General features: G+C 42.8%; 22 protein-coding genes and 1 pseudogene. 15 read left to right on the top strand and 8 right to left on the bottom strand.

Annotated features, from left to right (window positions below; genetic code table 11):
- Position 1 precedes the first annotated feature (1 nt).
- On the bottom strand, positions 2-2,512 hold the full coding sequence (locus tag JF50_RS10900; RefSeq protein ID WP_039609436.1) for a flagellar hook-length control protein FliK: 2,511 nt from the start codon (positions 2,510-2,512) through the stop codon (positions 2-4).
- A 105-nt stretch (positions 2,513-2,617) separates the two neighbouring features.
- Between JF50_RS10900 and ccmA the strand changes: the two genes are divergently transcribed.
- Genes ccmA through JF50_RS10850 form a run of 10 tightly spaced genes read left to right on the top strand, consistent with a single transcriptional unit; the run spans position 2,618 to position 10,356 of the window.
- The gene (ccmA, locus tag JF50_RS10895) at positions 2,618-3,241 is read left to right on the top strand and encodes a cytochrome c biogenesis heme-transporting ATPase CcmA (protein ID WP_080760210.1); all 624 of its coding nucleotides are present in this window, start codon (positions 2,618-2,620) and stop codon (positions 3,239-3,241) included.
- Positions 3,241-3,927, top strand: coding sequence for a heme exporter protein CcmB (gene ccmB, locus JF50_RS10890; RefSeq protein ID WP_039609435.1), 687 nt, complete (start codon positions 3,241-3,243; stop codon positions 3,925-3,927). Before ccmA ends, ccmB begins: the two co-directional genes overlap by 1 nt.
- Before the next feature lies 1 nt (position 3,928).
- Positions 3,929-4,666, top strand: a complete 738-nt coding sequence (locus JF50_RS10885; protein WP_039609434.1) for a heme ABC transporter permease — start codon at positions 3,929-3,931, stop codon at positions 4,664-4,666.
- A 2-nt stretch (positions 4,667-4,668) separates the two neighbouring features.
- Positions 4,669-4,875: a heme exporter protein CcmD gene (ccmD, locus tag JF50_RS10880; RefSeq protein WP_039609433.1), complete on the top strand. Its 207-nt coding sequence runs from the start codon at positions 4,669-4,671 to the stop codon at positions 4,873-4,875.
- On the top strand, positions 4,872-5,351 hold the full coding sequence (gene ccmE / locus JF50_RS10875; RefSeq protein WP_039609432.1) for a cytochrome c maturation protein CcmE: 480 nt from the start codon (positions 4,872-4,874) through the stop codon (positions 5,349-5,351). Before ccmD ends, ccmE begins: the two co-directional genes overlap by 4 nt.
- A gap of 1 nt (position 5,352) precedes the next feature.
- A complete protein-coding gene (locus tag JF50_RS10870; protein WP_039609431.1) occupies positions 5,353-7,305 on the top strand; it encodes a heme lyase CcmF/NrfE family subunit in 1,953 nt (650 codons plus the stop codon).
- Between the two features lie 2 nt (positions 7,306-7,307).
- Entirely contained in the window at positions 7,308-7,880 is a 573-nt protein-coding gene (locus JF50_RS10865; RefSeq protein ID WP_039609430.1) for a redoxin family protein, read from the top strand.
- 26 nt (positions 7,881-7,906) lie between these two features.
- Complete coding sequence (locus JF50_RS10860; protein WP_419177507.1) at positions 7,907-8,353, top strand: cytochrome c-type biogenesis protein; 447 nt, start codon at positions 7,907-7,909, stop codon at positions 8,351-8,353.
- A complete protein-coding gene (ccmI, locus tag JF50_RS10855) occupies positions 8,350-9,624 on the top strand; it encodes a c-type cytochrome biogenesis protein CcmI (RefSeq protein WP_039609428.1) in 1,275 nt (424 codons plus the stop codon). The genes JF50_RS10860 and ccmI overlap by 4 nt, the downstream gene beginning before the upstream one ends.
- Positions 9,625-10,356, top strand: a complete 732-nt coding sequence (locus JF50_RS10850) for a VacJ family lipoprotein (RefSeq protein ID WP_039609427.1) — start codon at positions 9,625-9,627, stop codon at positions 10,354-10,356.
- A 36-nt stretch (positions 10,357-10,392) separates the two neighbouring features.
- Here JF50_RS10850 and JF50_RS10845 read toward each other — a convergent pair whose 3' ends face one another.
- From JF50_RS10845 to JF50_RS10835, 3 genes are all read right to left on the bottom strand, one after another.
- On the bottom strand, positions 10,393-11,358 hold the full coding sequence (locus tag JF50_RS10845) for a ParB/RepB/Spo0J family partition protein (protein WP_039609426.1): 966 nt from the start codon (positions 11,356-11,358) through the stop codon (positions 10,393-10,395).
- A gap of 86 nt (positions 11,359-11,444) precedes the next feature.
- On the bottom strand, positions 11,445-13,472 hold the full coding sequence (locus tag JF50_RS10840) for a TonB-dependent copper receptor (protein WP_039609425.1): 2,028 nt from the start codon (positions 13,470-13,472) through the stop codon (positions 11,445-11,447).
- Between the two features lie 217 nt (positions 13,473-13,689).
- Positions 13,690-14,913 carry an EAL and HDOD domain-containing protein gene (locus JF50_RS10835; protein ID WP_039609424.1) on the bottom strand — a complete coding sequence of 408 codons (1,224 nt, stop codon included), beginning with the start codon at positions 14,911-14,913 and terminating at the stop codon, positions 13,690-13,692.
- Between the two features lie 274 nt (positions 14,914-15,187).
- Here JF50_RS10835 and putP point away from each other — a divergent pair, with 274 nt between their 5' ends.
- Entirely contained in the window at positions 15,188-16,666 is a 1,479-nt protein-coding gene (gene putP / locus JF50_RS10830; RefSeq protein ID WP_039609423.1) for a sodium/proline symporter PutP, read from the top strand.
- Between the two features lie 64 nt (positions 16,667-16,730).
- Here the strand turns inward: putP and JF50_RS10825 are convergent, their stop codons facing one another.
- From JF50_RS10825 to map, 4 genes and pseudogenes are all read right to left on the bottom strand, one after another.
- Positions 16,731-17,435 (bottom strand): hypothetical protein, encoded by a 705-nt coding sequence (locus tag JF50_RS10825; protein ID WP_039609422.1) that lies wholly within the window; start codon positions 17,433-17,435, stop codon positions 16,731-16,733.
- Positions 17,436-17,559: 124 nt separating this feature from the next.
- Positions 17,560-18,387 (bottom strand): 2,3,4,5-tetrahydropyridine-2,6-dicarboxylate N-succinyltransferase, encoded by an 828-nt coding sequence (gene dapD / locus JF50_RS10820; protein ID WP_039609421.1) that lies wholly within the window; start codon positions 18,385-18,387, stop codon positions 17,560-17,562.
- An 11-nt stretch (positions 18,388-18,398) separates the two neighbouring features.
- The gene (gene glnD, locus JF50_RS10815; protein ID WP_039609420.1) at positions 18,399-21,017 is read right to left on the bottom strand and encodes a [protein-PII] uridylyltransferase; all 2,619 of its coding nucleotides are present in this window, start codon (positions 21,015-21,017) and stop codon (positions 18,399-18,401) included.
- A gap of 188 nt (positions 21,018-21,205) precedes the next feature.
- Positions 21,206-21,993 (bottom strand): annotated as a pseudogene (gene map, locus JF50_RS10810) (type I methionyl aminopeptidase).
- Positions 21,994-22,281: 288 nt separating this feature from the next.
- On the opposite strand from map, the gene rpsB reads away from it, so the two are divergent.
- From rpsB to frr, 4 genes are all read left to right on the top strand, one after another.
- A complete protein-coding gene (rpsB, locus tag JF50_RS10805) occupies positions 22,282-23,010 on the top strand; it encodes a 30S ribosomal protein S2 (protein WP_039609419.1) in 729 nt (242 codons plus the stop codon).
- 104 nt (positions 23,011-23,114) lie between these two features.
- Complete coding sequence (gene tsf / locus JF50_RS10800; RefSeq protein WP_039609418.1) at positions 23,115-23,966, top strand: translation elongation factor Ts; 852 nt, start codon at positions 23,115-23,117, stop codon at positions 23,964-23,966.
- 141 nt (positions 23,967-24,107) lie between these two features.
- Positions 24,108-24,848: a UMP kinase gene (gene pyrH / locus JF50_RS10795; RefSeq protein ID WP_039609417.1), complete on the top strand. Its 741-nt coding sequence runs from the start codon at positions 24,108-24,110 to the stop codon at positions 24,846-24,848.
- A 100-nt stretch (positions 24,849-24,948) separates the two neighbouring features.
- Positions 24,949-25,506: a ribosome recycling factor gene (frr, locus tag JF50_RS10790; RefSeq protein ID WP_039609416.1), complete on the top strand. Its 558-nt coding sequence runs from the start codon at positions 24,949-24,951 to the stop codon at positions 25,504-25,506.
- The last annotated feature ends 109 nt before the right edge of the window (positions 25,507-25,615 follow it).

The following is a 25,615-nucleotide window of genomic DNA, read 5'->3' as shown; positions in this document are numbered from 1 at the left end:
GTTATACCTTTATGTTTACGATAGCGTGCTTATCGTAAAACTGTTTTACCTGTACTGCATCTTCACGCAGTGCGATGTCTCCTACTTGCAAGCCGTGGGCAGCCAGCTTACTTCTCAACGCGTCTAAGTGCGGTTCAGCAAGTTGGCACACACTCGGGCTATCGCCGACAATTTCGCAATCGATGGCTTTATCCATCAACTCAGCTTGGACACTGAGCTGACCAAGTGCCTCATAATCAAAGTTTAGCCTGACAAACCATACTTGCTTTTCTGGCAACCCAGCCTTAGCCGGTTTTTTATATTTTCCAATTTGTAGCTCGCTTTGTCTGCACTCTGGCGGCGTTTTCATTGGTAAAAACAAGTTGATCAGCAGTTGACTTTCACTGTCAAACTTTTGACCTAGCGCCTGAGCTTGATTATTGACTGACATTGCGTTTTGAATAAAACCGAGTTCTTCCACTAAGTTTTGTTGTGCTGATAAATTCACCGCTTGAATAAACTGTTTTGGTTGTTGCAACTTATTACCTGGAAATAAGGTTTCTACCATGCTTGCGACTCGTTGTTCTTGAGTGATATTTTTGGGAAGTTGGCTCTCATGTTGGCTACTTAATTGGGTCCCCAGTAAGGCCACAAGTAACTTATCTAGCGCCTGAGTAAAACTGGTCATCGGTACACTGGTATTAAGTGGTGTTGCTATGCTTGGTAGGCGACTAAACAAGTCTTGACTAACCGCTTCAGGCGTTGCTTTTCCTTCATCCATTAAGCGTGAAAAAGCTTGGTTTACAAGCCGTGTGAGATCAACAGAATCGCCATTTTTAAAGGTCATCTTTTCTGAAATTTTCTCACTGAGCAATGCGGGATCTTTGGGATCTGGTAATTGATTTTGTAATAAAGAGGCTGCTCGTAGCGGTTTATTCAGAATGTGCGCCAAAGGCAGTGACGCGGATACCGTACTTTGAGACTTCTGTGCATGACGCGAAGGTATTACATCAGCTAATTGTGCTTGCGCTGCTAATTTTGTTTGGGTTACCGCCAATAGCTTAGAAGCAATTGGGGCGTCGTTTTTTGGCAGCGCAGCCGCGAGTACTTGTTGGATCAATTGTAAACGCATCTCAAAAGGCATTTTTGCACCGCTGTTTTGATTTGCTGATACAGAATTTGGCGACATGGGCTGTGCTTGATGGCTTGGCATTTTTTTGATCGATACACCGTCATGGATAGGGGGAGCAGCAGGTGGCTTTGGTACGTCTACAGCGGGTGTTACTACTCCTTTTGCAGCTGCACTACTTTGCGGTGATTGGGAGGCAAGTTGACTGACTGGCTTATCAAGCCCTGCGAAATTTTGCTTAATGCCATCAGAGAGCGCCATCAAGGCTTGATTATTTGGTCGCACTGCGGCTGGCGTAATGAGAGGTTGATGTAAATAATTTTTAATAGTCGCGGCGATAGAGGGGATTTGTTGATTAAGTTGAATGTGAGTCTGGGTTGTTGCCTGTGACGCCATACGATTAAAAAATGGGGTCTGTGTTATGGCTTGCAATGCTTGTTTTACGGTTTGTTTTATATCTGCCAAAGAGACATTAAAGAGCGGCTTATCATATTTTAAGGTTTGCTCTTGATATGACTGAGATGCTTCTTTTAGATGAGTTTGGAATGCATGGGTGTCTAACTTTGGAAGGATATTTTTGAGCGATGTGGCCAGTTTTACCTTAGTCGATTTCGAGGCGATGGCGACTTCTATACCATCTTGTTGTGGGCTGAGTTTAGCACCGTGCCATACCTGCTTTTGTAATTGATTTAACTCAGTGGGGGTCGATGTTTGGATGTGTGCAATATCATGTTGATAACGGCCCAGTTTCAATGTGCCTTTACTCTGGGCGAGCTGCACAAAATTGGGTGCTTGCTGGCTGAGTTGGCTCACTAATTGCGCGATGGCTTTTTTTGCAACCGGCATTTGATGTAGCTTATCACCAAACATATTGAATACCTGCATCAATATTTTATCACTTTTTGTACTTAAGCTTGCAACCAATTTGGACTCTTGCTGCAGTAAGCCACCAATACTAGGTGGGATAGGGACATTGACCCCAAGTTTTGGTAAGACAAGCTGTGATTTAGGTGCCAGTTTGATGTGCGCATCGGTTTGTATGGCGCTGTGGTCGCCAAAGCCTTTTAAAACACCGAGTAAGCTGAGTAATGATTGTGCTGATTTTAATGATAATTTAGCTTCGGGGGTCGCGAGTGTTAGCACTGTGCCTGTTGCATCGAGCTTTAATTGGGCTTCAGGTAACTTTAATACTTGATCAACATTGGCTTCACTACTTAAGCGCACAGGCTGCCAACGGCCTTCCAGCGCAACTTCCATTTGAATCGAGTCGGGCTTAATGACAATGTTGCGTGCCAAAAACGTCTTATCAGCTTCTAATTGCGGCTGATTGTTGCTACCTTGTGAAGATATTGTTGTTGGTGACACATTTGCCGGATGTTGTACAGGAATTGTTTGCTTATTCATTATTCTAAATCAAATTTTCGGTAATCGGTCACAAGGTATTATTCGTATTACAATATCACTATGATAGACTTACGCCCACATTTAGGGTCGTGAGAATAACAAATTTTGCTAGAGATTAAGGCTTTAACTTGTATCAAACAAGACCGCTGTTTGTTCGAATCACTTAACTTTTCATTGTTATCTGGTCAAATCATGCAAATAGAAGGCCCAAATGGTGCAGGAAAAACATCGTTGCTTAGAATTATTGCCGGTTTTTCTCAGCCAGATGAAGGTAGAGTTCTGTTTAATAAGAAAAATATCAATGAAGATTATGATGATTTTGCGCAGTCATTGCTCTTCATAGGGCACAAAACTGGTGTTAATCAGCAGCTCACTGCCTATGAAAATGTCATGCACTGGCTCACTGTACACGGTTATAAAAGTACTGAACCGGAAATTTATACCCTCCTTGGTAAGCTAGGTCTTGTCGGCTTAGAAGACGTCCCCGTAAGAACTTTGTCTGCTGGACAGCAACGTCGCGTTGCTTTGGTCCGTTTATGGCTAAATGATGCAAACCTTTGGATTTTAGATGAGCCTTTTACTGCGCTCGATAAGAAGGGCGTAGCCATGTTACAAGCACAGTTTCAGCGACACTTAGAGCTGGGTGGCGCGATTTTGTTAACAACTCACCAAGATCTCACCAACTCGTTTAGTTCTTTGCAAACATTGGTTTTGGAGTATCGCCACTGATGCAAGCAAGCAATTCATACTGGACGCTATTTTGCTCCGTTTATAAAAAAGATGTCACATTGGCATTTCGCCAGCGTGCTGAAATAGTGAATCCACTGCTGTTTTTTCTAATTGTGATCACCTTGTTCCCGCTTGCGATTGGCCCAGAACCAGGGCTATTAGCACGTATAGCTCCGGGGATTATTTGGGTCGCTGCGCTTTTATCAACTATGTTAGGGTTAGATAAGATTTTTCGTGACGACTACATGGATGGCTCATTAGAGCAGTTGATTGCTTCTCCATATCCATTGCCACTGGCCGTATTGGCTAAAGTTGCCGCACATTGGACAACAGCTGGACTGCCAATGGTAGTCATGGCACCTGTGTTCTCGATGTTGATGAATTTAGAGTCACAAGCGCTGGGTGCCACCATATTAACGTTATTAATTGGCACCCCATTATTGAGTTTTATTGGTGCCATTGGGGCGGGCTTGACTGTAGGCTTGCAAAAAGGCGGTATTTTGATGAGTTTGCTCGTTTTACCGCTTTATATCCCAGTACTTATTTTTGCAACGTCCGCTATTGATACTAGCATCATGTCTTTAGCATATAGTGGGCAGCTTGCAATCCTTGGTGCGATGCTAGCCGTCGCTTTAGTCGCCGCACCAATTGCTATATCGTCAGCTTTAAGAGTGAGTGTAAGTTAAAATGTGGAAGTGGTTACATCCTTATGCCAAAGCGGAGCGTGCTTACCAATTGTGTAACACTTTGCTTCCGTACTTTGTTGTGGTGTCCGTGCTATGTATTGTGGTTGGATGGGTGTGGGGGCTTGCGTACGCCCCAGCAGACTACCAACAAAAGGATAGTTACCGGATCATCTTTATTCATGTGCCTTCGGCGATTTTGTCGATGGGGGCATACTCTTCTATGGCCATTGCTGCCATCATCGCATTGGTTTGGCAGTTACGAAATGCCGAGTTGGCTGTCATTGCAATTGCGCCAGTAGGGGCGGCGATGACTGCGATTGCGCTTATTACCGGATCTGCATGGGGCAAGCCAATGTGGGGCGCTTGGTGGGTGTGGGACGCCAGACTTACTTCAGAGCTCATCTTATTATTTTTGTATCTTGGTGTGCTTTCGCTATTCCATGCTTTTGAAGATAAAAAAGCAGGCGGTAAAGCAGCATGTATTTTAGCGATTGTAGGGGTGGTCAATCTACCGATTATTCATTTTTCTGTAGAGTGGTGGAATACGCTTCATCAAGGAGGCGCAATTACTAAATTTAATACATCAGCAATCGATCCCTCTATGTTGTGGCCCTTGCTAATTAATATACTTGGGTTTGCGGCTTTAGTCGGAACTCTTACATTAATCCGCCTCAAGAATGAAATCATGCAGGTCGAGCAACATCGTCCTTGGGTCCGTCAATTAGTTAGTCGAGGTTGATTATGCAGTTTGAATCATTAAGCGACTTTATCGCCATGGGTGGTTATGGATTTTATGTTTGGCTCTCTTTTGGTAGCTGTGCCGTCATCATATTGGGCCTGTTATTTGGCTCGCTGTACGAAGGCAAACAACTAAAACAACAAGTAAAGTCTCAAATGGCCAGAGAAGAACGTATTAAAAAGGCCAAAGAAATGGAGGCACAGGTATGAACCCAAGACGTAAAAAGCGTTTGTTTACTGTCCTAGCCGTGATTTTCGGTATTGGTTCAGCGGTTGGTTTGACTTTGTATGCGTTGCAAGAAAATATCAACTTATTCTACACACCGAGCGAGTTAGTGAACGGTAAAGGGCCAGAATTAGAGAAACCAACAATAGGGCAAAAGCTGCGTATTGGTGGAATGGTTGTACCTGGATCTGTAGTACGCAATGAGACTTCGCTTGATGTGGAGTTTCAGCTCATAGATACGGGACCATTGGTCACTATCCGTTATCAGGGCATTTTGCCGGATTTGTTCCGTGAAGGGCAGGGGATCGTCGCTCAGGGGACATTAATTGAGCCAAACGTGATAGAGGCTTTTGAAGTCTTGGCAAAACACGATGAAGAATATATGCCTTCTGAAGTGGCTGAGGCCGTTAAGGGGATCAAGCACGAAAAACCAAAATACAACTTAAATAGCGAGAACTAGTATGATCCCAGAAATAGGCTATTTCGCGCTAGTTTTAGCTATGGCGCTTAGTTTACTCCTGTGTATTTTCCCATTATGGGGGGCTTATACCGGTAATTTGAGATTGATGCGTGCCGCTCCTTCTCTAGCGTTAGGACAGTGTTTATTTGTTTTATTTTCATTTGGAATTCTTATTTATATTACGTTGACAGATGATTTTACTGTTGCGTATGTGGCACACCATTCAAGTAGTACCTTACCTTGGTACTATAAAGTGACGTCTACTTGGGGCGGCCATGAAGGTGCAATTTTACTCTGGCTGGTCATGCAATCTAGCTGGACTGCTCTGGTTGCTTTAATGTCAAAATCATTGCCTTGGGTGCTCAGAGCACGTGTACTTGGGGTACTTGGATTTCTTGGCGTTGGCTTTATGCTATATACCTTGTGGATGTCGAGTCCGTTTGAGCGCTTGCTACCATACTTCCCAGTTGAAGGGCGTGATTTAAATCCACTGTTGCAAGATCCGGGGATGATCATACATCCACCCTTGCTGTATATGGGCTATGTCGGGTTGTCGGTGTCATTTTCTTTTGCCATTGCGGCACTTTTAACAGGTAAGTTAGACAATACTTGGGCGAAGTGGTCTCGTCCTTGGACTATGGTTGCTTGGGCATTTTTAACTTTGGGGATCACCATAGGTAGTTGGTGGGCTTACGCTGAGCTTGGCTGGGGCGGCTGGTGGTTTTGGGATCCGGTAGAAAACGCATCTTTGATGCCTTGGTTAGTTGCAACAGCGCTACTGCACTCTCTGGCTGTGACTGAAAAACGCGGCGTGTTTAAATCTTGGACTGTTTTACTCGCAATCGCTGCATTCAGTTTATGCTTGTTAGGCACCTTTATTGTCCGCTCCGGTATCATTGTCTCTGTACATGCATTTGCTACAGACCCCGATCGGGGTTTGTATATACTTTCGTTCTTAGCGGTTGTGGTTGGCGGCAGCTTAGCCTTGTATGCCGCACGCGTTTCACAAGTTCATAGCGAAGGTCGTTATCGCTTTGCCTCTCGTGAAGTGGCTTTATGGCTCAATAATATTTTCTTAGTGGTTGCGACCTTAATTGTATTGTTAGGAACGTTACTGCCTATGATCCATAAAGAGCTCGGTCTTGGGTCGATTTCTATTGGTGTCCCTTTCTTTAATCAAATGTTTGCCATTTTAATCGTGCCTTTTGCATTGTTGTTAGGGATTGCCCCAATGTTGCGCTGGAAGCAAAACAAATTATCTCCATTAGCAAAAAAATGGTTGATCAATGTTGCGCTTAGCCTTGTGGCGACGGCTGCATGGTTGTTTTCTAGCTATGAGCAAGTCTCTGCCTTGACCTTTATGGCAACGGCATTGGCAGTTTGGATAATGTTTTCTACAGTATCGGATTTACTGCAAAAAGTCTCCTTACAGGCTTCGATATCTGAAGGTTTTAAGCGTTTAGGTTTGAGCTACTGGGCCATGGTATTAGGGCATGTGGGACTTGCATTTGTCATTGCCAGTGTCACATTGACTTCTGCCTATTCGGTAGAGCGTGCCGTTGCCATGAAACCTGGAGATATTGCGACGTTAAATGAGTACCAGTACCGGTTTGACGGGGTCAAAGAGATCCGAGGGCCAAATTATAGCGGTCATGCAGGTGTCGTAACGGTGCTTAAAGATGATGAGTTGGTTACAGAGCTTTATGCGGAAAAGCGCTTGTACGACATTGGTATGCAGTTTATGACTGAAGCAGCCATTGACGATGGGTTCTTCCGAGATTTGTACTTGGCACTGGGCGAGCAGATGAGTCAAGGGGCTTGGTCATTACGGATTTATCATAAGCCTTATGTACGTTGGATGTGGCTTGGCGGGATTTTAATTTCGTTGGCAGGTTTTATTGTACTGGCAGATAAACGCTATCGTCGTCGTGTTAAAAAAGGAGCTCAGGCGTAATTATGAATCGTAAAATACTGGGCTTTTTGCCATTTTTAATTTTCGTCCTACTTTGCGTGTTTTTATATCAAGGTTTATTTGGTAACCCAAGGGAATTGCAAACCGGACGACTTGGGCAAACTATGCCAAGTTTCAATTTGCCCGATTTAATGGATGAAAATAAGCGCTGGACTGAGAAAGATTTATTAGGAGAAGTGTATTTAATGAATGTGTGGGGTACGTGGTGCCCCACGTGTATCGCTGAACTTGGTTATTTGACTAAGCTACGAGAGCAAGGTGTTAAAATAGTAGGTTTGTACTATGACCAAGCCTATGACCCTGATTTTGGCGATTACTTTGATATCAATGCGCTCAGAGAGGAAGTTGATACCATGTTAGGTCGAGCGGGTAACCCTTATCAATTTAATATTCTTGATTTAGAGCGTAGCCTTGCTTTAGACCTTGGGGTGTCAGGGGCGCCAGAGACATTTTTAGTTGATAAAAAGGGAACTATTTTACTGCATCACACAGGGGACATTAATCAGCGAGTGTGGCGGAGTAAGTTTTTACCTGCACTAGAGGAGCTGCAACGATGAAGATCAGAGTCGTATTTTTATTGGTGATGGTGCTGTTATTGAGTGCCGCTGTCGTCAATGCAGCTGAAGATAAATATGAATTTAAAAATGCTGAACAAGCCCAAACGTTTAAGGAGTTAACGTTGGAGCTACGTTGCCCCAAGTGCCAAAACCAAAATATTGCTGACTCCGATGCAGTTGTTGCAAAAGATTTACGTGATAAGGTTTTGACGCTAGTGCACGAGGGGAACTCAAAGCAAGAAGTGATTGACTATATGATTGATAGGTATGGTTACTTTGTGCATTACCAGCCGCCTGTGACACCTGCCACGATTATTCTGTGGGTACTGCCAGTAATTATCGTTGTATTGGGCTTTGGATTTATCGTCTTTAGACAAAAAAAGGCGGCCAAAAAGCAATCTTGGAGTGCAGAAGATGACAAGCGTCTAGAGCAATTAATTGCACAGTATCAGCGTAAGGAGCGTCATCAATGATGGAGTTAACTCATATGTGGGGGATGTTTGTACTACTGGCATTATTGAGTTGTTTATTCGTAGTGACCCCCTTTCTGCGCAAAGAAAAAGTGGTTGCTGTTGATCATGATGCCAATGCACAACGTATTGAAATTTATCATCAAAGGTTAGATGAACTTAAAATTGAACTCGAAAACCAGCGTATCGCACAAAGTGATTTTGAAGAGTCTGTTATTGAACTGAAACGACGTCTTCTCAATGAGTTATCGCCGGAGCAAACGTTAGATACTCGTGGTAACAATGTTGTGTTAGGCGCTACGGGGATTGCGTTTACCTTGGTTGTGAGTAGTGTGTTTTACTATTTTACGGGTAGTCATCAACAAATTGCCAGTTGGCAAAAAGCAGTGGAAAAGCTACCTGAATATGGTGAACGGGCAGTGTTGCAAATGGGCACCCCGTTGTCTGCAAATGAACTACAGGCGTTTGCGTTGGGACTGCGTACTAAACTGGCAAACAGTGGAGATGATGCCGTTGCGTGGATGTTGCTCGGACGTGTTGCTATGTCGTTGAATGACTACGAAATGGCAATGCAAGCATTCGATAAAGCGTTGGTCATGCAGCCAAATAATCATAATGTTCTGGTCAACTATAGCCAAGCATTACTCATTGAAGGCTCTGAGCAGAGTATTAATCGCGCAGCACAAATGCTATCGCGTGTGTTGAGTAAAGATCCACAGAATATTGATGCAATCTCATTGTTAGCACTGATTGCTTATGAACGAGAGGATTGGCTAGAAGCGAAATCTGCATTTGAGGTGTTACTGTCAACCGTGCAGCCCAATGACCCGCGTTATGCCATGATAAAACAGCGTATTGATGAGATAGCAGACAAGTTAGGAGAGACGGAGCCGGTGAGTGCTGGAGCTGGGCCTCAATTAAGTGTGAAGGTGCGTATTGACGATAAGCTTGTGAGCCAATTGCCAGACAACGCAACTTTGTTTGTGTTCGCAAAAGCAGCAAACGGACCAAGAATGCCACTTGCAGTGCAAAAACTTACAGTTTTTAACTTGCCTTTAGTTGTCACTTTGAATGATAGTATGGCAATGTTGCCAGATCTGAAGTTATCTAATTTTAATGAAGTTGTGATAACGGCGCGTATTTCGGTTGATGACTCGGTGATGACACAAGCTGGCGAGCTTGAAGGTAACTCCGATGTGATTACATTGAATAAGGATATGCGTCAACAGGTTAATGTCACTATAAGTCGTGTTATAACCAGCACAGGAAGCTAAATGTATAAAAAAATTGTCAGTGCAGCACTTGCGTTAATGCTTGTTGGCTGTGCGCAGGTCCCCGAGGAAAAGCAAGACCCTCGTGATCCATTACAATCCATGAATAGGCCCATTTATGATTTTAATATGGATGTACTAGATGCCTATATTTTGCGCCCAGCGGCAAAGGGTTACGTTGCAATTACACCTGCACCAGTGCGCAGTAGTCTTGTTAACTTTACCACTAACATTGCCGCACCTACGGACGCAGTCAATGCTGCGTTGCAGGGAAAGCCGGGTGATGCCGGAGTCAATGTCGCTCGTTTTTTAATTAACTCTACAGTGGGTATCTTGGGGTTTTTTGATGTAGCGAAAAAAGTTGGCTTGGAACACAAAGACGAGGATTTCGGTCAAACGTTAGGTGTTTGGGGTGTGGGTGATGGTGCATATTTAATGTTGCCTGCTATGGGGCCGTCGACGGCTAGAAACCTTACCGGAGATTTAGTTGACAATATCGTGTTACCTGAAATTGCTTTAACGACACCACAAACTCTCATTGTGTTCGCATTGCGAGCGGTTGAGGCGCGAGCTTCGTTGATGTCACAAGAAAAGTTGTTAAATGAATCACTGGATCCATATACGTTTTTAAAAGACGTCTATTTCCAAAGGCAACTTTACGAGTTGCACGATGGCAACCCACCAATGGAAGAAGAGCCAGAAGACTTTGATGATGATTTCTTAGAAAATCTTTAATAAAAAAGCCAGCACACGCTGGCTTTTTAATGTTCATTATGGAGCTATTCCTTTTAGTATCAATGTCTGATTCGGATCTCTGCTCGTGAGGCTTTTGGTTTCATAGTGCCACTGCTCTGGATCAAGATTACAAGTTGCAAACATTGTCGGGTGTATATACTCCGTTTTAGCAAAACAACTTAATAAAACACTATTTACCCAAGCTGTATCCTGAGCCTTATCTGGGCGTTTTATCATTTTATTTTTTAAATTATGTAGCATACTTAAACGTTGCTCCTTGGTGAGGGAGTAAACTGTATTTTGACAAGGAGATATGGAGATTATGTCAGGGGAAATATTTAATCTTAGTGCAGCTTCTAAACGGCAATGTCCATCTAGGATAATATAGGCATCAAAAAATCGTACGTAAATAACCAAAATCGGCGGTAAGAGGCCTTGTTGAGCGCATTTGGTATACCACTTAACCCGCGCTTTTGAGGTCATGGTGCTGCGCAGTGTGAATAACTCACAGCTTCCATTGCTGCTTTCCCAGTCAATCCAGTGGCTATGTTTATTGAATATGGTGTTTTTATTTATGTACAAAGGGGGTAAACGAAGTTGTTGGTTTGTTCCTAGAAGCTCATATGATCCGCATCTAACTTGATATGGAGCCAAATACCAATCTGTTTGATCGAAAACATGTGTTGTTTCCGTTAGCTTTTTACCAAAATATGAGCACCAACCCCTTAGCCTTGAAATATTATCTTTTTTTATTGTTGCTTGTATGTCTTGTGATGTAATAGCGGGAAGTAGATTAATCGTATCGTGACTTGGAATTAGCCAGCAGCCTTCATCAGCATTGACCAAATTACCTAAGAATAGGGTTTTATCTTTAAATTGGCAGCGTATTTGCTTTTGTCTGTTTGATTGGAAAGAAAATAGCGATTTTTTTAGGAGCTTGGGGGCTTTAATTTTTACCCCCATCCATGTGCCAGTATCTGATTGAATATGTTCTAATTTCATTTCCTTACGCCAATGTAGAAAGTAACTAAATTGGCGTGCAGTCTATTATATTTTTACTAGTATGTTCAATTAATAGGTACTATGAATTAAAACTTCCAGTTCATATTGAGCCACACCGTCCGACCCGCTTCATTGACCTTAGCGGTTTGATCATAACCACTCACCATTGCTCCTGAGCGGCTCAAATGTTCCGCGTATGTTTTGTCAAAGACATTGTCGAGACCTAAATTAAAGACAAGGTCTTCAGACTGAGAGTACGAGGTATTGAGGGCTAATGTGCCAAAGCCATGGCTTTGCGAAACATCTTGTCCTGCGATATTACCTTGACCAATGGCTACTCGATGCTGACCTTGAACTATTCGCCATAATCCGCCAAATTGCCATTTGTCTTTGGTATAGCTAAGCGCAAAGCGAATTTGTAAAGGCGGTTGCTGAGCAAGGGCTATATTGTCGGTGCGATTTTCGCCTTTGACATAGTTTATACTCGCTGTTGCCATGAGGTTTTTGTTGACGTTGTAGCGGCTCTCTGCCTCAAACCCATAGGTTTGTGCATCGATATTGCGAGTCACTCTACTGGCCATGCCCATTTTTTCATATAGGTTATCAGTGAGTAGATAATTATCAATCCGGTTGAAAAATACGGACACTGAGTTAGTAAAAGCACTCGACTGACCAAGCCATCCAATATCTAACTGATTAGTTGTTTCATGATCAACGAGAAATGCACTTGGGCTATCGACAGCGCCACGACCGCCGCCCATTACTTCCCAATAATCTGGGAAACGCTCTGTGCGGCCTAAACCAATATAGTAACTGCTATTTTCTGATTGTGCTTGATAACGTGTAAAACCACTGATAAGTGTATCATCACGTGTCAGGTCTGCTGTTGGGTTAGGCACAACTTTCATCATCACAGTGCGAGTTTGGCGTCTATCTGTGGCTTGCCAATCGTCAACCCTTAAGCCACTAACCCACTGGCTGTTTTGACTTAGACTATATTCAATTTCGGCAAATAGACCGGTTTGTTCGAATTCAGCGGTTTCTTGGCGAGTCAATGACTCGACGGGGATATTTTCTAGATCTCGGCCAATTCGAATACGGTGGCGGTTTTGTTGATGATCTAATCCGTAGGCCAGAGCTATTGTGTCATTGAGCTCTGAACTGAGTAAGACTTTACCACCGAAAGTTCTTCTGTCTGGGTTAGAGGATACAGGCGTTTTCATCATCATATTTGGCATAAATTGGCGTAAGCTATGATTGTCCATGATGTGATCTATGTTGTTGAAAAAAATGTTGGCTTCAATGCTATCAACAAAGCCTTCTAATTCACTTTTTGACATCTGTAACGCAACTTGTGTGCGATCAAACAGGCTGCCATCCATCATTCTATCGGCATAGGCTACTTCACCATCACTGCGACCAAGGCTGATACTATACAAAGTATTGTGATCTGGGGTGTAGGCAAATTGTGTATCTAGATTCCATTTGTCATACGCTGAATGAATACGGGCCCCTTCTCCATCTTGATAGTCGTCAGCTGTGCTATAACTGGCTGCAATTCTGGCAAAATAATCTTCTGTGCCTGTTTTTATATCACTGTTTATAACGCGTTTTCCAAAGTCACCTAGTGTGGTGTTAACGAAACCCGTTGTACCACGCTCGAGCAGGCGCTCTGATTCTCGCTCAAATACCACCGTTGCGGCGCTATTACCCGGGCCGTATAAGACCGTTTGCGGTCCTTTGATAACGGTTAAGGTATCGTACGTTTGCGGTGTAATATACGCCGTAGGAGGATCCATTCGACCACCACAACCACCCAATGTAACACCACCGTCGGTGATGATGTTGATACGAGATCCTGCCATCCCCCTAAATACAGGATCACTACTTGCGCCCCCTTTTTTGACGAGTGAGAAGCCTGCGATGCTAGAAAGAAGATCTGCCCCATCCTGTGCGGGTAACGGTTGTCTAGTCGCTTTGGGATCGGTTTTAATATCGAGTGGGCTATGCATAGGAGCAATGACTTCGATATGCTCCATCGTTTGCTCGGATTGTGCTTGTCCTTGCCAAGCAAAGGATGCTGTTATCGCTGTGCAGATCAGACGCTTCTTCATGGTTGTCCTCAGAGTGATGTATCAACGTAACTTTTAGTGAGTCAGTTGATTTAATTATCAATAGTTTATTCTGAGGTGTATTTTACTGATGCAGGGACAAGTTGGGATGTGACAAAATGTCGCACTGTGATAAGAAGTAGAAAAAATTTGATGTAACGCAAAATTTGTCTGTATCAAAAGTGGTGATTTGCATTATCACCACTTGGGTATTAAAGAATTAAATGCCCATCGCTTCGACTTGTTGATCGCACCATTGTAAGGCTTCTGAGTATAGTTCGGGGAGTGATTGAGCTTGCAAATTCAATTGCTCAGTGAGTTTTGACGCGTCAGCCCAGTTGGCTTGCTCATATGCCATAACGAGATTTAAATATTGCGCCAGAATACCTTCACCTTGCAATAATGCATCCTTGATATCTATGGTCAAAGGTAGCTTTTGCATCACGCTTTGCATGGTTTCATCTAAGATTGCGTCCATCAACGACATCATGCCAGTTAAAAAAGCCATACCTGTATCACGCATTTCATTATGTTTAATTGAGATAAGTTCACAAAATCTCGCGCGTGTTAGCGACAGTCGAATAAGTTCCATGGGCTTTTCTGAAGCAACTTGTGACGCAAAGAGTAAAGAGAGAAATTTTTTCAGTTCTTGATTACCCAGCACAACCAGCGCTTGTTTGATTGTGGATATTTCTGCCCTGCGTTTAAAAGCTGCTGAGTTAGAATAGCGTAGCAATTTATAGCTAAGGTTTACATCGCGCTCGAAGACTTGTGTAATTCGTTTAAGATCCACATCAACACTCGATGTTTCATATAACAGCTCTGCTAACGCCATTTCTGATGGTGGAAGTGCTTTTGTCTGAACCATTTCAGGTTTGGCGAAGAAAAACCCTTGAAAGAGTGTAAATCCAAGATCAAGCGCAAGCTGGTACTGCTCATGGGTTTCTACTTTTTCGGCAACGAGTTCAATATTTTTATGCGGTGCAATGGCTTCTTTAAGCTCATGGATCTCATCAACGCTAGTTACCAACATATCCACTTTGATTTGATCAATATAAGGGTAGAAATGACGCCACACTTTCTGATGTTTATAGTCATCTAAAACCAGTTTGTAGCCTTTTTCTTTGAGATCTTGTACTGCAGCTAACAATCGCTTCCCAGGTTGAACCGTTTCTAAAATCTCTACTATCAACTGATCACGCCCCATCATAGTCGGGTACCCTTTAAGAATAGTTTCAAGGGTAAAGTTGATATAGGCAGGTTTGCTGTCAGTGAGATCTTCTAATCCGAAGTTAAATTGACTACCTTCGATTAATTTTGATGTGGCTTCAACGTCATCGATATTGGGAAATACGTTGTCGACGCCATCGCGAAACAGCAGCTCATAACCAACGACTTCTTTGTTGATGTTTAAAATAGGTTGCCTAGCGGCATAAAAATACATGGAACGAGACACCCAATCGTTACTTCACTTCACTTCAATATAAGGCAATCTACAACGTATTTCATTATAAAATTTACACTTTCTTAGTATTTTCGTACTAAAGGGTAATATTTTAGAGTGTGAAATGTGCAACAGCAGCTATTTAAGCAGACTTACTTGGGGGTGAGAGGGAGCCATGATATAGTGCGCCTTTGTTTTTGGCTTTTGTTCCAATATCAGTTAAGAAGTTAGTTTACTGTTATTCGGAGAGAAGCTCTTTTTAACGGAGGTCATTTTGGAAATTGGCACGATGATATCGCTGGCTTTGTATTTTGTTGCAATGTTAGCAATTGGCCTTTATGCCTATCGTAAATCTACCGATGATGTATCAGGTTACATGTTAGGGGGTCGTAATTTACCACCCAGTGTAGCTGCACTATCAGCAGGTGCATCCGACATGAGTGGTTGGATCTTAATGGGATTGCCAGGTGCAATGTTCCTAACAGGGTTCAGCAGCACGTGGATAGCGGTTGGTTTGGTAATTGGTGCGTTCTTGAACTATCTACTTGTTGCACCAAGACTACGTGTCTACACCGAGGTTGCCAATGACGCAATCACGATTCCAGATTATTTTGCAAATCGCTTTGAAGACAATAGTAACGCACTGCGTATTGTATCTGCGATTGTTATCATTGTTTTCTTCACCTTGTACACTTCATCAGGCGTTGTTGCAGGCGGTAAGTTATTTGAAAACTCGTTTGGCATGAGCTACGAAACGGGCTTGTATGTGACAACCGGTGTGGTTGTACTTTACACGCTGTTTGGTGGGTTCTTAGCTGTGAGCCTCACAGATTTTGTACAAGGCTGTATTATGTTTATTGCGCTTGTACTAGTGCCTTTGGTGACATTCAGTTTACTAGAGCAGCCGTTAATTGCGACGCTGAATGAATTAAATCCAGATATGCTGACGTGGGTTGGCGCTGGTGGCGTAATTGGTATTATTTCTGCGATGTCTTGGGGTCTAGGATATTTTGGTCAGCCTCACATCATTGTTCGCTTTATGTCTGTGCGCAGTGTTAAAGATATGCCAACAGCCAGAAATATTGGTATGAGCTGGATGATTGTGGCAACCGTTGGCGCTATCACTACGGGCTTGTTTGGCGCGGCTTATGCGCATGAGAATAGCATCGTTGTTAAAGATGCTGAAACCATCTTTTTGGTTCTGTCTGAGTTGCTATTCCATCCATTGATTGCAGGCTTCTTACTGGCGGCAATTTTAGCGGCGATTATGAGCACGATTTCTTCACAGTTATTGGTGAGTTCGAGCTCTTTGACTGAAGATTTCTACAAAGTGTTTATTAAGCCAAATGCGACAGACAAAGAGCTAGTCATGGTCGGTCGTATCAGTGTCGCGGCAGTGTCAGTGTTAGCTATTTATCTCGCGCATGATAGAGAAAGCACTATCTTAAGCTTAGTGAGCAACGCGTGGGCAGGCTTTGGTGCGGCATTTGGTCCGCTGGTACTGTTTAGCTTATTCTGGAAGCGTATGAACTTCTCAGGCGCGCTTGCTGGTATGGTTGTTGGTGCTGTGACTGTGCTTGTGTGGATCTATGCACCATTCACCATTGCAGGACAAAGCCCGAGTGGATTCATTTACGAAATCGTACCTGGCTTCATTGCAGCATCCATTGCGATTGTGGCAGTGAGCTCAATGACGGCACCGCCTTCAAAAACGATAGAAGCGAAATTTGACGAAATGAATCGCGGTCTGTAAACACGCTGTAGCGATAAAAGTAAAAGGTGAGCTTTGGCTCACCTTTTTTGTTTTCTGAGTACACTCAAAGTCGCGTGCCAAATTCATACACGCAATGCTGGCTCACGTGATGTTTCTCAATCGGTTTTAGTCGTATTAATTCAATTTCACTGACTTGATCTCGAGTGACTAGTTGATGTATTTCAAAGTATCGGCTCCAGCTAATGCCTTTGTAAGGTCTTAGCTCCATATATGGATATTGCACATAGTGCCAAGTACCTTTTAATAATCCTTTGTTTTCTTCAGCAATATTCTCACCAGAGAGCTCATAGGCCCCATTTTTATGGAGCTTGAGCTTAAATTCGCTGTTACATGAGGCTGTTTTAAAATGCTGTGCTAAGTCTGCTTTTAGGAGCGGACTATTCTGTTTATCTTTTGGAAAGGGATAAATTGCAATGGCATTTTTGGTGTACCAGTGGTTACCTTCTTTAAGTGCTTGAATATCTGATATCTTAAAACCACTTTTGTCGGCCGTTTGCTTGGCGGTTTCTACTGCATTTGGGTCTTGCAGCATGAGCGAATGAAGCATTGTATTTTGGGAAATGCTGGTTGGGAAATCGAGAGTATTGGTCTCAACGTTGAAACCGTTTTTTTCAAATGCTTGTTCTAATTGAATACGAGATTTATCTGGGATGTATTTAGCGTAAATGTGAACGGTTGTTGTATTGGCACATCCAGCTAAAAATAAGATGAATATGCAAAGAAGGTACTTTCGGAATATTATTATCATTATGTCTTTCCATGTTTGGGTGTGTCGTTATTTCAATCACAGATTGACAGGGTTGAAAATAATGAATTGAACGCTTGAATTGAAAAGTAGCCGTGCAGCTAAGTTGCGCACGGCTCGGTATGAGTTAGTCTTGCACAGAACGAAGTAGGGCATTAACACCGACTTTTTCGCGTGTTTGCTTGTCCACTTTTTTCACGATGATAGCGGCATAAAGACTGTGGGTGCCGTCTTTACTAGGTAGTGAACCTGGCACTACCACAGAGCCTGCTGGGACTCGACCATAATGAATTTCACCGGTTTCTCTGTCATAAATACGCGTGCTTTGCGAAATGTACACACCCATTGAGATAACAGCGCCTTCTTCAACGATTACACCTTCAACAATCTCTGAACGTGCACCGATAAAACAGTTGTCTTCAATGATGGTTGGGTTAGCTTGCAAAGGCTCTAGGACACCGCCAATGCCAACACCACCAGATAAGTGAACATTTTTACCAATTTGTGCACATGATCCCACAGTTGCCCATGTATCGACCATTGTACCTTCGTCAACGTAAGCACCAATATTAACGTAAGAAGGCATAAGTACGACGTTTTTCCCGACAAAACTACCTTGACGTGCGACTGCATTTGGTACGACACGCATGCCGCCTTGCTGGAATTGCTCTGGTGTATAATCACTAAACTTAAGTGGTACTTTGTCGTAAAATTGGTTTACGCCATCGTTCATTGGCTGGTTATCACGAATTCTAAAAGACAGTAATACTGCTTTTTTAAGCCATTGGTGAACAACCCACTCACCGCTTACTTTTTCTGCTACACGTGCAGCACCTTTATCTAGTAACTCTAAAGAGTCAACAATTGCATTTTTAACTTCGGGTGCAACAGAAGATGGTGTGATGCTATCGCGGTTTTCCCACGCTTGTTCAATAATACTTTTTAAATCCGACATGGTTTCCTCTTTTATTCAGATTCGGCGTTTAATTTTTTCATCAGTGAATGATGTAAAGCGGTTTTTTCATCATCACTCAATGCTAAATAATGTTCATTTGAGACTACGAAAAAGTCTTCTGCACGCTCTCCAACTGTGGTGATCCGTGCGGCGTGGATATGAAGGTTATGCACCTGCAATACTTCCGCAATCTTAGTTAATAGGCCCTGAATATCAACGGCTTGAATTTCGACTAGGTTTCTATCGTCACGTGCATGTGGGCGGACAATCACTTTTGGTTTGATATTAAAATCTTTAAATCGCTGTGAGCGGTTTTTCTTCAAGCGTATTTTTTTCTTCGGATCGATCAAGATGCTATCGAGTCCTCTGCGCAAGTTCTTCGCGCGGCTCCCGCTGATGGCATCGCCATTGACTTCTAAAATCACGAAACTAAAAACCACGTAACCATCTTTAGTTGTCATGACTTGAGCATGCTGGATCTGTGCTTTTTTACTGCCAATCACAGACACAAGTTTGGCAAATAAGCTGGCTTCATAAGGGGCATAAACAAATACTTGCGTACCGCCATGCATTGGCTTTTCGGATACGGCAACGCCCGATTTAGTTTCTTTTTCTAGTGAAAGTAGATACTCACTTTGCCATGAGATTTGCTCTTCACTGAAACCTGTAAAATAGTTTGCTTTAAATCGTGACCAAAGTGCGATGACATTGGTTTCTTCAAAGCCGAGTTCAACTAACCTCTGCATCGCTTGGGCCTTTTTATCACGGATCTGATCACGCATATCCATGGGGTGCTCCAAGCCCAGTCTTAAAGCACGTTGTGCATGCAAATAAAGCTCGCGTAATAGGGTGTTTTTCCAATCATTCCATAAATTGTCATTGGTCGCGCGGATATCTGCCACGGTTAAGCAGTAAAGATAATCGAGCTGACGTTCGTTTTTCACTTTAGAGGCAAACTCATTAATGACATCTGGGTCATTGATGTCTTTACGCTGAGCGGTTACAGACATAAGTAAATGATGCTCAACTAACCAGGCAACGAGCTTTGCATCGGAGGGGGTCAGTTTGTGCATGCTAGCAAAGGCGTTGGCATCAACAGCGCCTAGCTCTGAGTGGTCACCACCTCGGCCTTTAGCAATATCATGGAAGATCCCAGCTAAATACAATAACTCGGGTTTATCCATGCGCGTCACTATCTCTGCGCAAATTGGAAAATCTTTATTGAGTTGCTTATCGCGGTATTTATGGATGTTATTAATCAGCTTGTGCGTATGTTCATCTACGGTATAAGCATGAAATAAATCAAATTGCATTTGGCCGAATATACTACGCCACTGTGGCAAGTAGGCTGCGATAATGCCGTGTTTGTGCATTAAAGTGAACGCTCTCCCCATGCCATTTGGGTGCTTTAGCAATCGCATAAATGCGTCACGACATGCAGCATAGTCTTGCAAGTCTCCGAGCAATCGTCTGCGTACTTGCCTAACCGAACGTATGGTATTTGGATCTATATCGGTGATGTCAGTATTGTCAGCGATATGTTCAAAAAGAACGATTAGGTTCTCTCGTAAAAAGAATGCGGAGGGATCTTTTACCCGTATTTTGTTGCCGATACGTTCAAAATGCGCATCTAAAGGCGTGACAAGATGTGCATCATGATCAGGCAAGATACTTTGTTCAAAATAGGCGAGCAGCATTTGGTTCATCTCACGAACACGACTCATGATCCTAAATAAACGTTTCATCATACGCTCGACCGAAGGCTTGCCTTCCGAACCAAAGCCAAGCAATTCAGCGGCATGCGGCTGATAATCGAACAATAATCTATTTTCACTGCGCCCAGCTGCAAGGTGCAGCGCAAATCGAATATTCCATAAATTTTCCAAGCACTCCATCAGTTCTTGGTACTCTTCATGGGTTAAATAGCCATGGCCGATCAGTTCTTCTAATGTTTCCGCATGGAAGTGTTTTTTAGCAACCCAAAAAATAGTTTGTAAGTCTCTTAAACCCCCTGGGTTTTCTTTGATATTTGGCTCGAGGTTATAGGCAGTACCATGGCACTTTTTACGTCTGAGCTTTTGTTCTTTCACTTTAGCGATAAAAAAATCATCGGATCGCCAGATAGGGGTCTTAACGATATGACTTTTCAATCGTTCAAACTCGATAAGGTTACCGCAAATGAGCCGACTTTCGAGCAAACTTGTCGTGAAGTGCACATCTTTGCGTTTTTGTTCTAGCACTTGCTCATGTGTGCGGACACTATGACCGATATCTAAGTTTAAATCCCATAAATACGTGACAAATGTCTCAAGCGCATTACGTAACTCGTTACTGGGTTCACCATCGGTCAACAACAAAAAGTCGATGTCAGAAAATGGGTGAAGCTCACCGCGTCCATATCCACCGATACCGATCAACGCCAATTGTGGAAATTCTGATAATCCGGTTTGAACAAATAACTTTTTTAGCAATGTATCGATGAACTCAGAACGTGCTTTGATCAGCAACCTGACCGGCTGTTTTGAAAATTGATTGTTGAGCCACTTGTAAAAGTAGTTCATACAGCCTTTGTAATCATTAAGTTGTTCAGCTTGTTCAAGTAACAACTTTACTTTATTTGGTAACGCCACGAGAGATCCTTGGAACACAAGATGGAATCAGTTTACTTGTATATTGGGATGACTTGAAGCAGCGAAAGTACGTTTTTTGCGGGTTTTGTTAGATTGATGGGTTAAATGGATATTTTTTACCTAATCCGGTTCCAAACTTGTCTGTAATTTATAATGCTGCTTGCTCATCACAAGCAGCATCAATTGACTTAGGCGTGCTCGATCACACGGTCAATCGTGTCATCTTTACGATGCGTTAGGATTTCAACGCCATTGTCCGTGACAAGCAGTGTGTGTTCCCATTGTGCTGATAAACTGCGGTCTTTAGTGACAACAGTCCAGTCATCTTTGAGTAACTTACACTGACGTTTACCTGCGTTAACCATAGGCTCAATGGTTAAACACATACCTGCTTTGAGCGTTTCACCAGTCCCCGGTTTGCCATAGTGCATAACTTGAGGTTCTTCGTGGAACTGTGCACCAATACCGTGACCGCAATATTCACGAACGATAGAATAGTTGAAGCCTTCAGCAAACTTTTGTATAGCGGCACCAATATCACCAAGACGTACGCCCGGTTTTACCATTTTAATAGCGAGATAAAGAGACTCTTGCGTGATTTCACTTAAACGTTTGCCCTGAATACTTGGCGTGCCAACGTAAAACATTTTTGACGTATCACCATGGTAGCCATCTTTGATAACGGTGACGTCGATATTGACAATATCACCTTCTTTTAATGGTTTCTCATTGGGAATTCCATGACAGATAACATGGTTAACAGATGTACAAATTGACTTTGGAATCCATGATAGTTGAGTGGTGCAGGTATGCAGCCTTGTACATCCACAATGTAATTATGACAAATTGTATTTAATTCGTCTGTGGTAACCCCAGGCTTCACAAACTCCTCGATCATTTCCAACACTTCAGCCGCTAACCTACCGGCAACACGCATTTTTTCGATTTCTTCAGGGGTTTTAATCACTGCACTCATTGAGACTCCAAGTCATAATTTTTACAAAGCAATGACGAGCAAATTTTGGTCTCATCATTGAGTTAATTTATTTTATATGGTATAAAGCGCGCCGTCTTTTTACAAATAAATCTTCCAGATTTGATCTTGAGGTTGTTTGTACTTAAGGCACGCAAAATTTAATTTTAACACACACACATATCGACACATACACTTGGGTGCATGTTTGTATCTAAAAAGATACGCAATAAGCATGTTGGTGCTATGGGATATGTGGAGGCCTAACCCTACTAAATAGAGGAAAATACAATGGCAAACGTTTCAATGCGCGATATGCTTCAAGCTGGTGTTCACTTCGGTCACCAAGCACGTTACTGGAACCCTAAGATGAAGCCGTTCATCTTCGGTGCACGTAACCGCGTTCACATCATCAACCTAGAAAAGACAGTTCCACTTTTCAACGATGCACTTAAGTTTTTATCAAACGTTGCATCTAACAAAGGTAAAATCCTTTTCGTTGGTACTAAGCGTGCAGCTGGTGAAGCAGTTAAAGAAGCAGCTATCTCAAGTGAGCAGTTCTACGTAAATCACCGTTGGTTAGGTGGTATGTTGACTAACTGGAAAACAGTTCGTCAATCAATCAAGCGTCTTAAAGACCTTGAAGCACAAAGCCAAGACGGTACTTTCGAGAAGCTTACTAAGAAAGAAGCGCTAATGAAAACGCGTGAAATGGAAAAGCTTGAGAAGAGCCTTGGTGGTATCAAAGATATGGGCGGTCTACCTGACGCTATCTTCGTAATCGATGCTGACCACGAGCACATCGCTATCCGCGAAGCTAACAACCTAGGTATTCCAGTAGTATCTGTTGTTGATACTAACTCAAACCCAGATGGTGTTGACTTCATCATCCCTGGTAACGACGATGCGATCCGTGCAATCCAGCTTTACACTGGCGCTGTTGCAACTGCTATCACTGAAGGTCGTGAAAGCAACATCGTTGCTCAAGCAGAAAACGACGATTTCGTAGAAGCTGAGTAATTAGCTGTCATCAAGTCTTCATCCAATTGTGATGAAGACTTGATATTCTTTACAAGCGGTAATTCGCTTATCAAAAAACCGAATTCAGAATTGAGGATATTCTAATGGCTGTAACTGCTGCCCTAGTTAAAGAACTTCGCGAGCGTACTGGCGCTGGCATGATGGATTGTAAAAAAGCACTAACTGAAACTAACGGTGACATCGATCTAGCGATCGAGAACATGCGTAAAAGTGGTGCTGCTAAAGCTGCTAAGAAAGCGGGTAACATCGCTGCAGAAGGTACAATCCTTATCAAGCAAGGCGAAGGTTTCGCTGCACTTCTTGAAGTTAACTGTCAAACTGACTTCGTTGCTAAAGACGAAAACTTCCTAGGTTTTGCTAACACTGTTCTTGACGACGCTGTTGCTACTAAAGCAACAATTGCTGACCTTCAAGCTAAGTTCGAAGAAACACGTGTTGCTCTAGTTGCTAAAATCGGTGAAAACATCAACGTTCGTCGCGTTGAGTACATCGATGGCGACAAGCTATCTGCATACCGTCACGGCGACCGTATCGGTGTTGTTGTAACTGGTGATGCTGACGAAGAAACACTTAAGCACGTTGCAATGCACGTTGCTGCTTCTAAGCCTGACTACCTGAAGCCAGAAGACGTACCAGCTGACGTTGTTGAAAAAGAAAAAGCGGTTCAAGTTGAAATCGCTATGAACGAAGGCAAGCCTGCTGAAATCGCAGAAAAAATGGTTGTTGGTCGTATGAAGAAGTTCACTGGTGAGATCTCTCTTACTGGTCAAGCTTTCATCATGGAGCCTAAGAAGTCTGTTGGTGAGTACCTTAAAGAGAAAGGCGCTACTGTTTCTTCATTCATTCGCCTAGAAGTAGGTGAAGGTATCGAGAAGAAAGAAGAAGACTTCGCTGCTGAAGTTGCTGCTCAAATCGCAGCTGCAAAAGGCGAATAATCGCAATAGAATAATCTTATTGACATAAAAGTGTTGATTTGCTTTTGCGTCAATGAAGAAAATTCTCTAAAATAACCGCGCATTTATGTCTATCATAAGCGCGGTTATTTTTTGTCTCAATTTTAACTTGGCCCGGAAATTATGACTATCAATCGAAAACCTGTTTTTAGACGCGTTCTTCTTAAATTAAGCGGTGAAGCTTTAATGGGAGATGAAGGCTTTGGTATTGATCCAAAAGTATTGGATCGTATGGCGCAAGAGATCAAAGAGCTTGTAGAACTCGACGTAGAAGTGGGTTTGGTTATCGGCGGCGGTAACTTTTTACGCGGTGGTTCATTAGCAGAAGCGGGTATGAACCGTGTTGTTGGTGATCACATGGGTATGTTAGCGACAGTGATGAATGGTTTGGCAATGCGTGATGCACTTCATAGAGCATTCGTAAATGCCCGTTTGATGTCAGCTATTCCACTTAATGGCGTGTGTGATGCCTATAATTGGGCTGAGGCAATTAGCTTGTTAAAATCAGGCCGTGTTGTTATCTTTTCAGCAGGTACTGGTAACCCATTCTTTACAACTGACTCAGCAGCATGCTTACGCGGTATTGAAATTGAAGCTGATACAGTGATCAAAGCAACCAAAGTAGATGGCGTTTACAGTGATGACCCTGTTAAAAACCCAGACGCTACTTTGTATAGTCAGCTTACGCATGACGAAATTATTGATAAAGAACTCAAAGTAATGGATTTAGCTGCATTCACTTTGGCCCGTGACCACAATATGCCACTGAGCGTATTTAACATGAACAAGCCAGGTGCATTGAAGCGTGTTATCATGGGTGAAGATGAAGGCACCTTGATCACGTCAAAAAAAGCGGCAGAATAAATAGCAATTGAGAATGGGGCTTGAGGCCCCATTCTTATAGAATAACCCAGCCTTTGGCATGTATTGCTGAGGTTGGAACAGTAAAAATAGGATTGCAACTGTGATTAATGATATCCAAAAAGACGCTCAAGAGCGCATGAAAAAAAGTGTGGCAGCATTAGCAAGCCAACTTTCTAAAATTCGTACAGGCCGTGCACACCCAGCACTACTTGATGGTATTTCAGTATCTTACTATGGTGCTGACACGCCTTTAAACCAGGTTGCAAACGTGACTGTAGAAGATTCACGTACATTGGCTATTAATGTTTTCGACAAGTCATTAGCGCAAGCTGTAGAAAAAGCGATCATGGCATCAGATTTAGGTCTTAATCCAATGTCAGCTGGTACCGTTATCCGTGTACCTTTACCTCCACTTACAGAAGAGCGTCGTAAAGACTTAATAAAAATTGTACGTGGTGAAGTTGAAGGTGGTCGTGTTGCAGTTCGTAACATCCGTCGTGATGCGAACGGTGACATTAAATCACTGTTAAAAGATAAAGAGATTTCTGAAGATGAAGCGCGTCAAGCAGAAGATCAAATTCAAAAGATCACTGATGCACATATCAAAGAGATGGATACACAATTAAGTGCAAAAGAAGCAGAGTTAATGGAAATTTAATTCCGATTGCTCTGATTTTTGACCAAAAGCCGCGTTATCGCGGCTTTTTGTTGTCTCAAGCACAGTAAAATGTGCAGCCTAAATTATAGTTTGCTGTATTTACACACAT

The sequence above is a fragment of the Pseudoalteromonas luteoviolacea genome (genome assembly GCF_000814765.1).
Classification (GTDB): domain Bacteria; phylum Pseudomonadota; class Gammaproteobacteria; order Enterobacterales; family Alteromonadaceae; genus Pseudoalteromonas; species Pseudoalteromonas luteoviolacea_H.
The sequence above is the reverse complement of the archived record's forward strand: the minus strand, read 5'-3'. Positions and strand labels throughout refer to the sequence as shown.

Bases quoted from the DNA above. Each gene is read 5' to 3' on its own strand.
- ccmI (WP_039609428.1), top strand. From the start codon at position 8,350: ATGATGGAGTTAACTCATATGTGGGGGATGTTTGTACTACTGGCATTA.
- JF50_RS10825 (WP_039609422.1), bottom strand. From the start codon at position 17,435: ATGATAATAATATTCCGAAAGTACCTTCTTTGCATATTCATCTTATTT.
- dapD (WP_039609421.1), bottom strand. From the start codon at position 18,387: ATGTCGGATTTAAAAAGTATTATTGAACAAGCGTGGGAAAACCGCGAT.
- ccmB (WP_039609435.1), top strand. From the start codon at position 3,241: ATGCAAGCAAGCAATTCATACTGGACGCTATTTTGCTCCGTTTATAAA.
- JF50_RS10845 (WP_039609426.1), bottom strand. From the start codon at position 11,358: ATGAAATTAGAACATATTCAATCAGATACTGGCACATGGATGGGGGTA.
- rpsB (WP_039609419.1), top strand. From the start codon at position 22,282: ATGGCAAACGTTTCAATGCGCGATATGCTTCAAGCTGGTGTTCACTTC.
- JF50_RS10840 (WP_039609425.1), bottom strand. From the start codon at position 13,472: ATGAAGAAGCGTCTGATCTGCACAGCGATAACAGCATCCTTTGCTTGG.
- JF50_RS10835 (WP_039609424.1), bottom strand. From the start codon at position 14,913: ATGTATTTTTATGCCGCTAGGCAACCTATTTTAAACATCAACAAAGAA.
- JF50_RS10850 (WP_039609427.1), top strand. From the start codon at position 9,625: ATGTATAAAAAAATTGTCAGTGCAGCACTTGCGTTAATGCTTGTTGGC.
- JF50_RS10885 (WP_039609434.1), top strand. From the start codon at position 3,929: ATGTGGAAGTGGTTACATCCTTATGCCAAAGCGGAGCGTGCTTACCAA.
- JF50_RS10900 (WP_039609436.1), bottom strand. From the start codon at position 2,512: ATGAATAAGCAAACAATTCCTGTACAACATCCGGCAAATGTGTCACCA.
- JF50_RS10870 (WP_039609431.1), top strand. From the start codon at position 5,353: ATGATCCCAGAAATAGGCTATTTCGCGCTAGTTTTAGCTATGGCGCTT.
- JF50_RS10860 (WP_419177507.1), top strand. From the start codon at position 7,907: ATGGTGCTGTTATTGAGTGCCGCTGTCGTCAATGCAGCTGAAGATAAA.
- JF50_RS10865 (WP_039609430.1), top strand. From the start codon at position 7,308: ATGAATCGTAAAATACTGGGCTTTTTGCCATTTTTAATTTTCGTCCTA.
- ccmE (WP_039609432.1), top strand. From the start codon at position 4,872: ATGAACCCAAGACGTAAAAAGCGTTTGTTTACTGTCCTAGCCGTGATT.
- tsf (WP_039609418.1), top strand. From the start codon at position 23,115: ATGGCTGTAACTGCTGCCCTAGTTAAAGAACTTCGCGAGCGTACTGGC.
- pyrH (WP_039609417.1), top strand. From the start codon at position 24,108: ATGACTATCAATCGAAAACCTGTTTTTAGACGCGTTCTTCTTAAATTA.
- ccmD (WP_039609433.1), top strand. From the start codon at position 4,669: ATGCAGTTTGAATCATTAAGCGACTTTATCGCCATGGGTGGTTATGGA.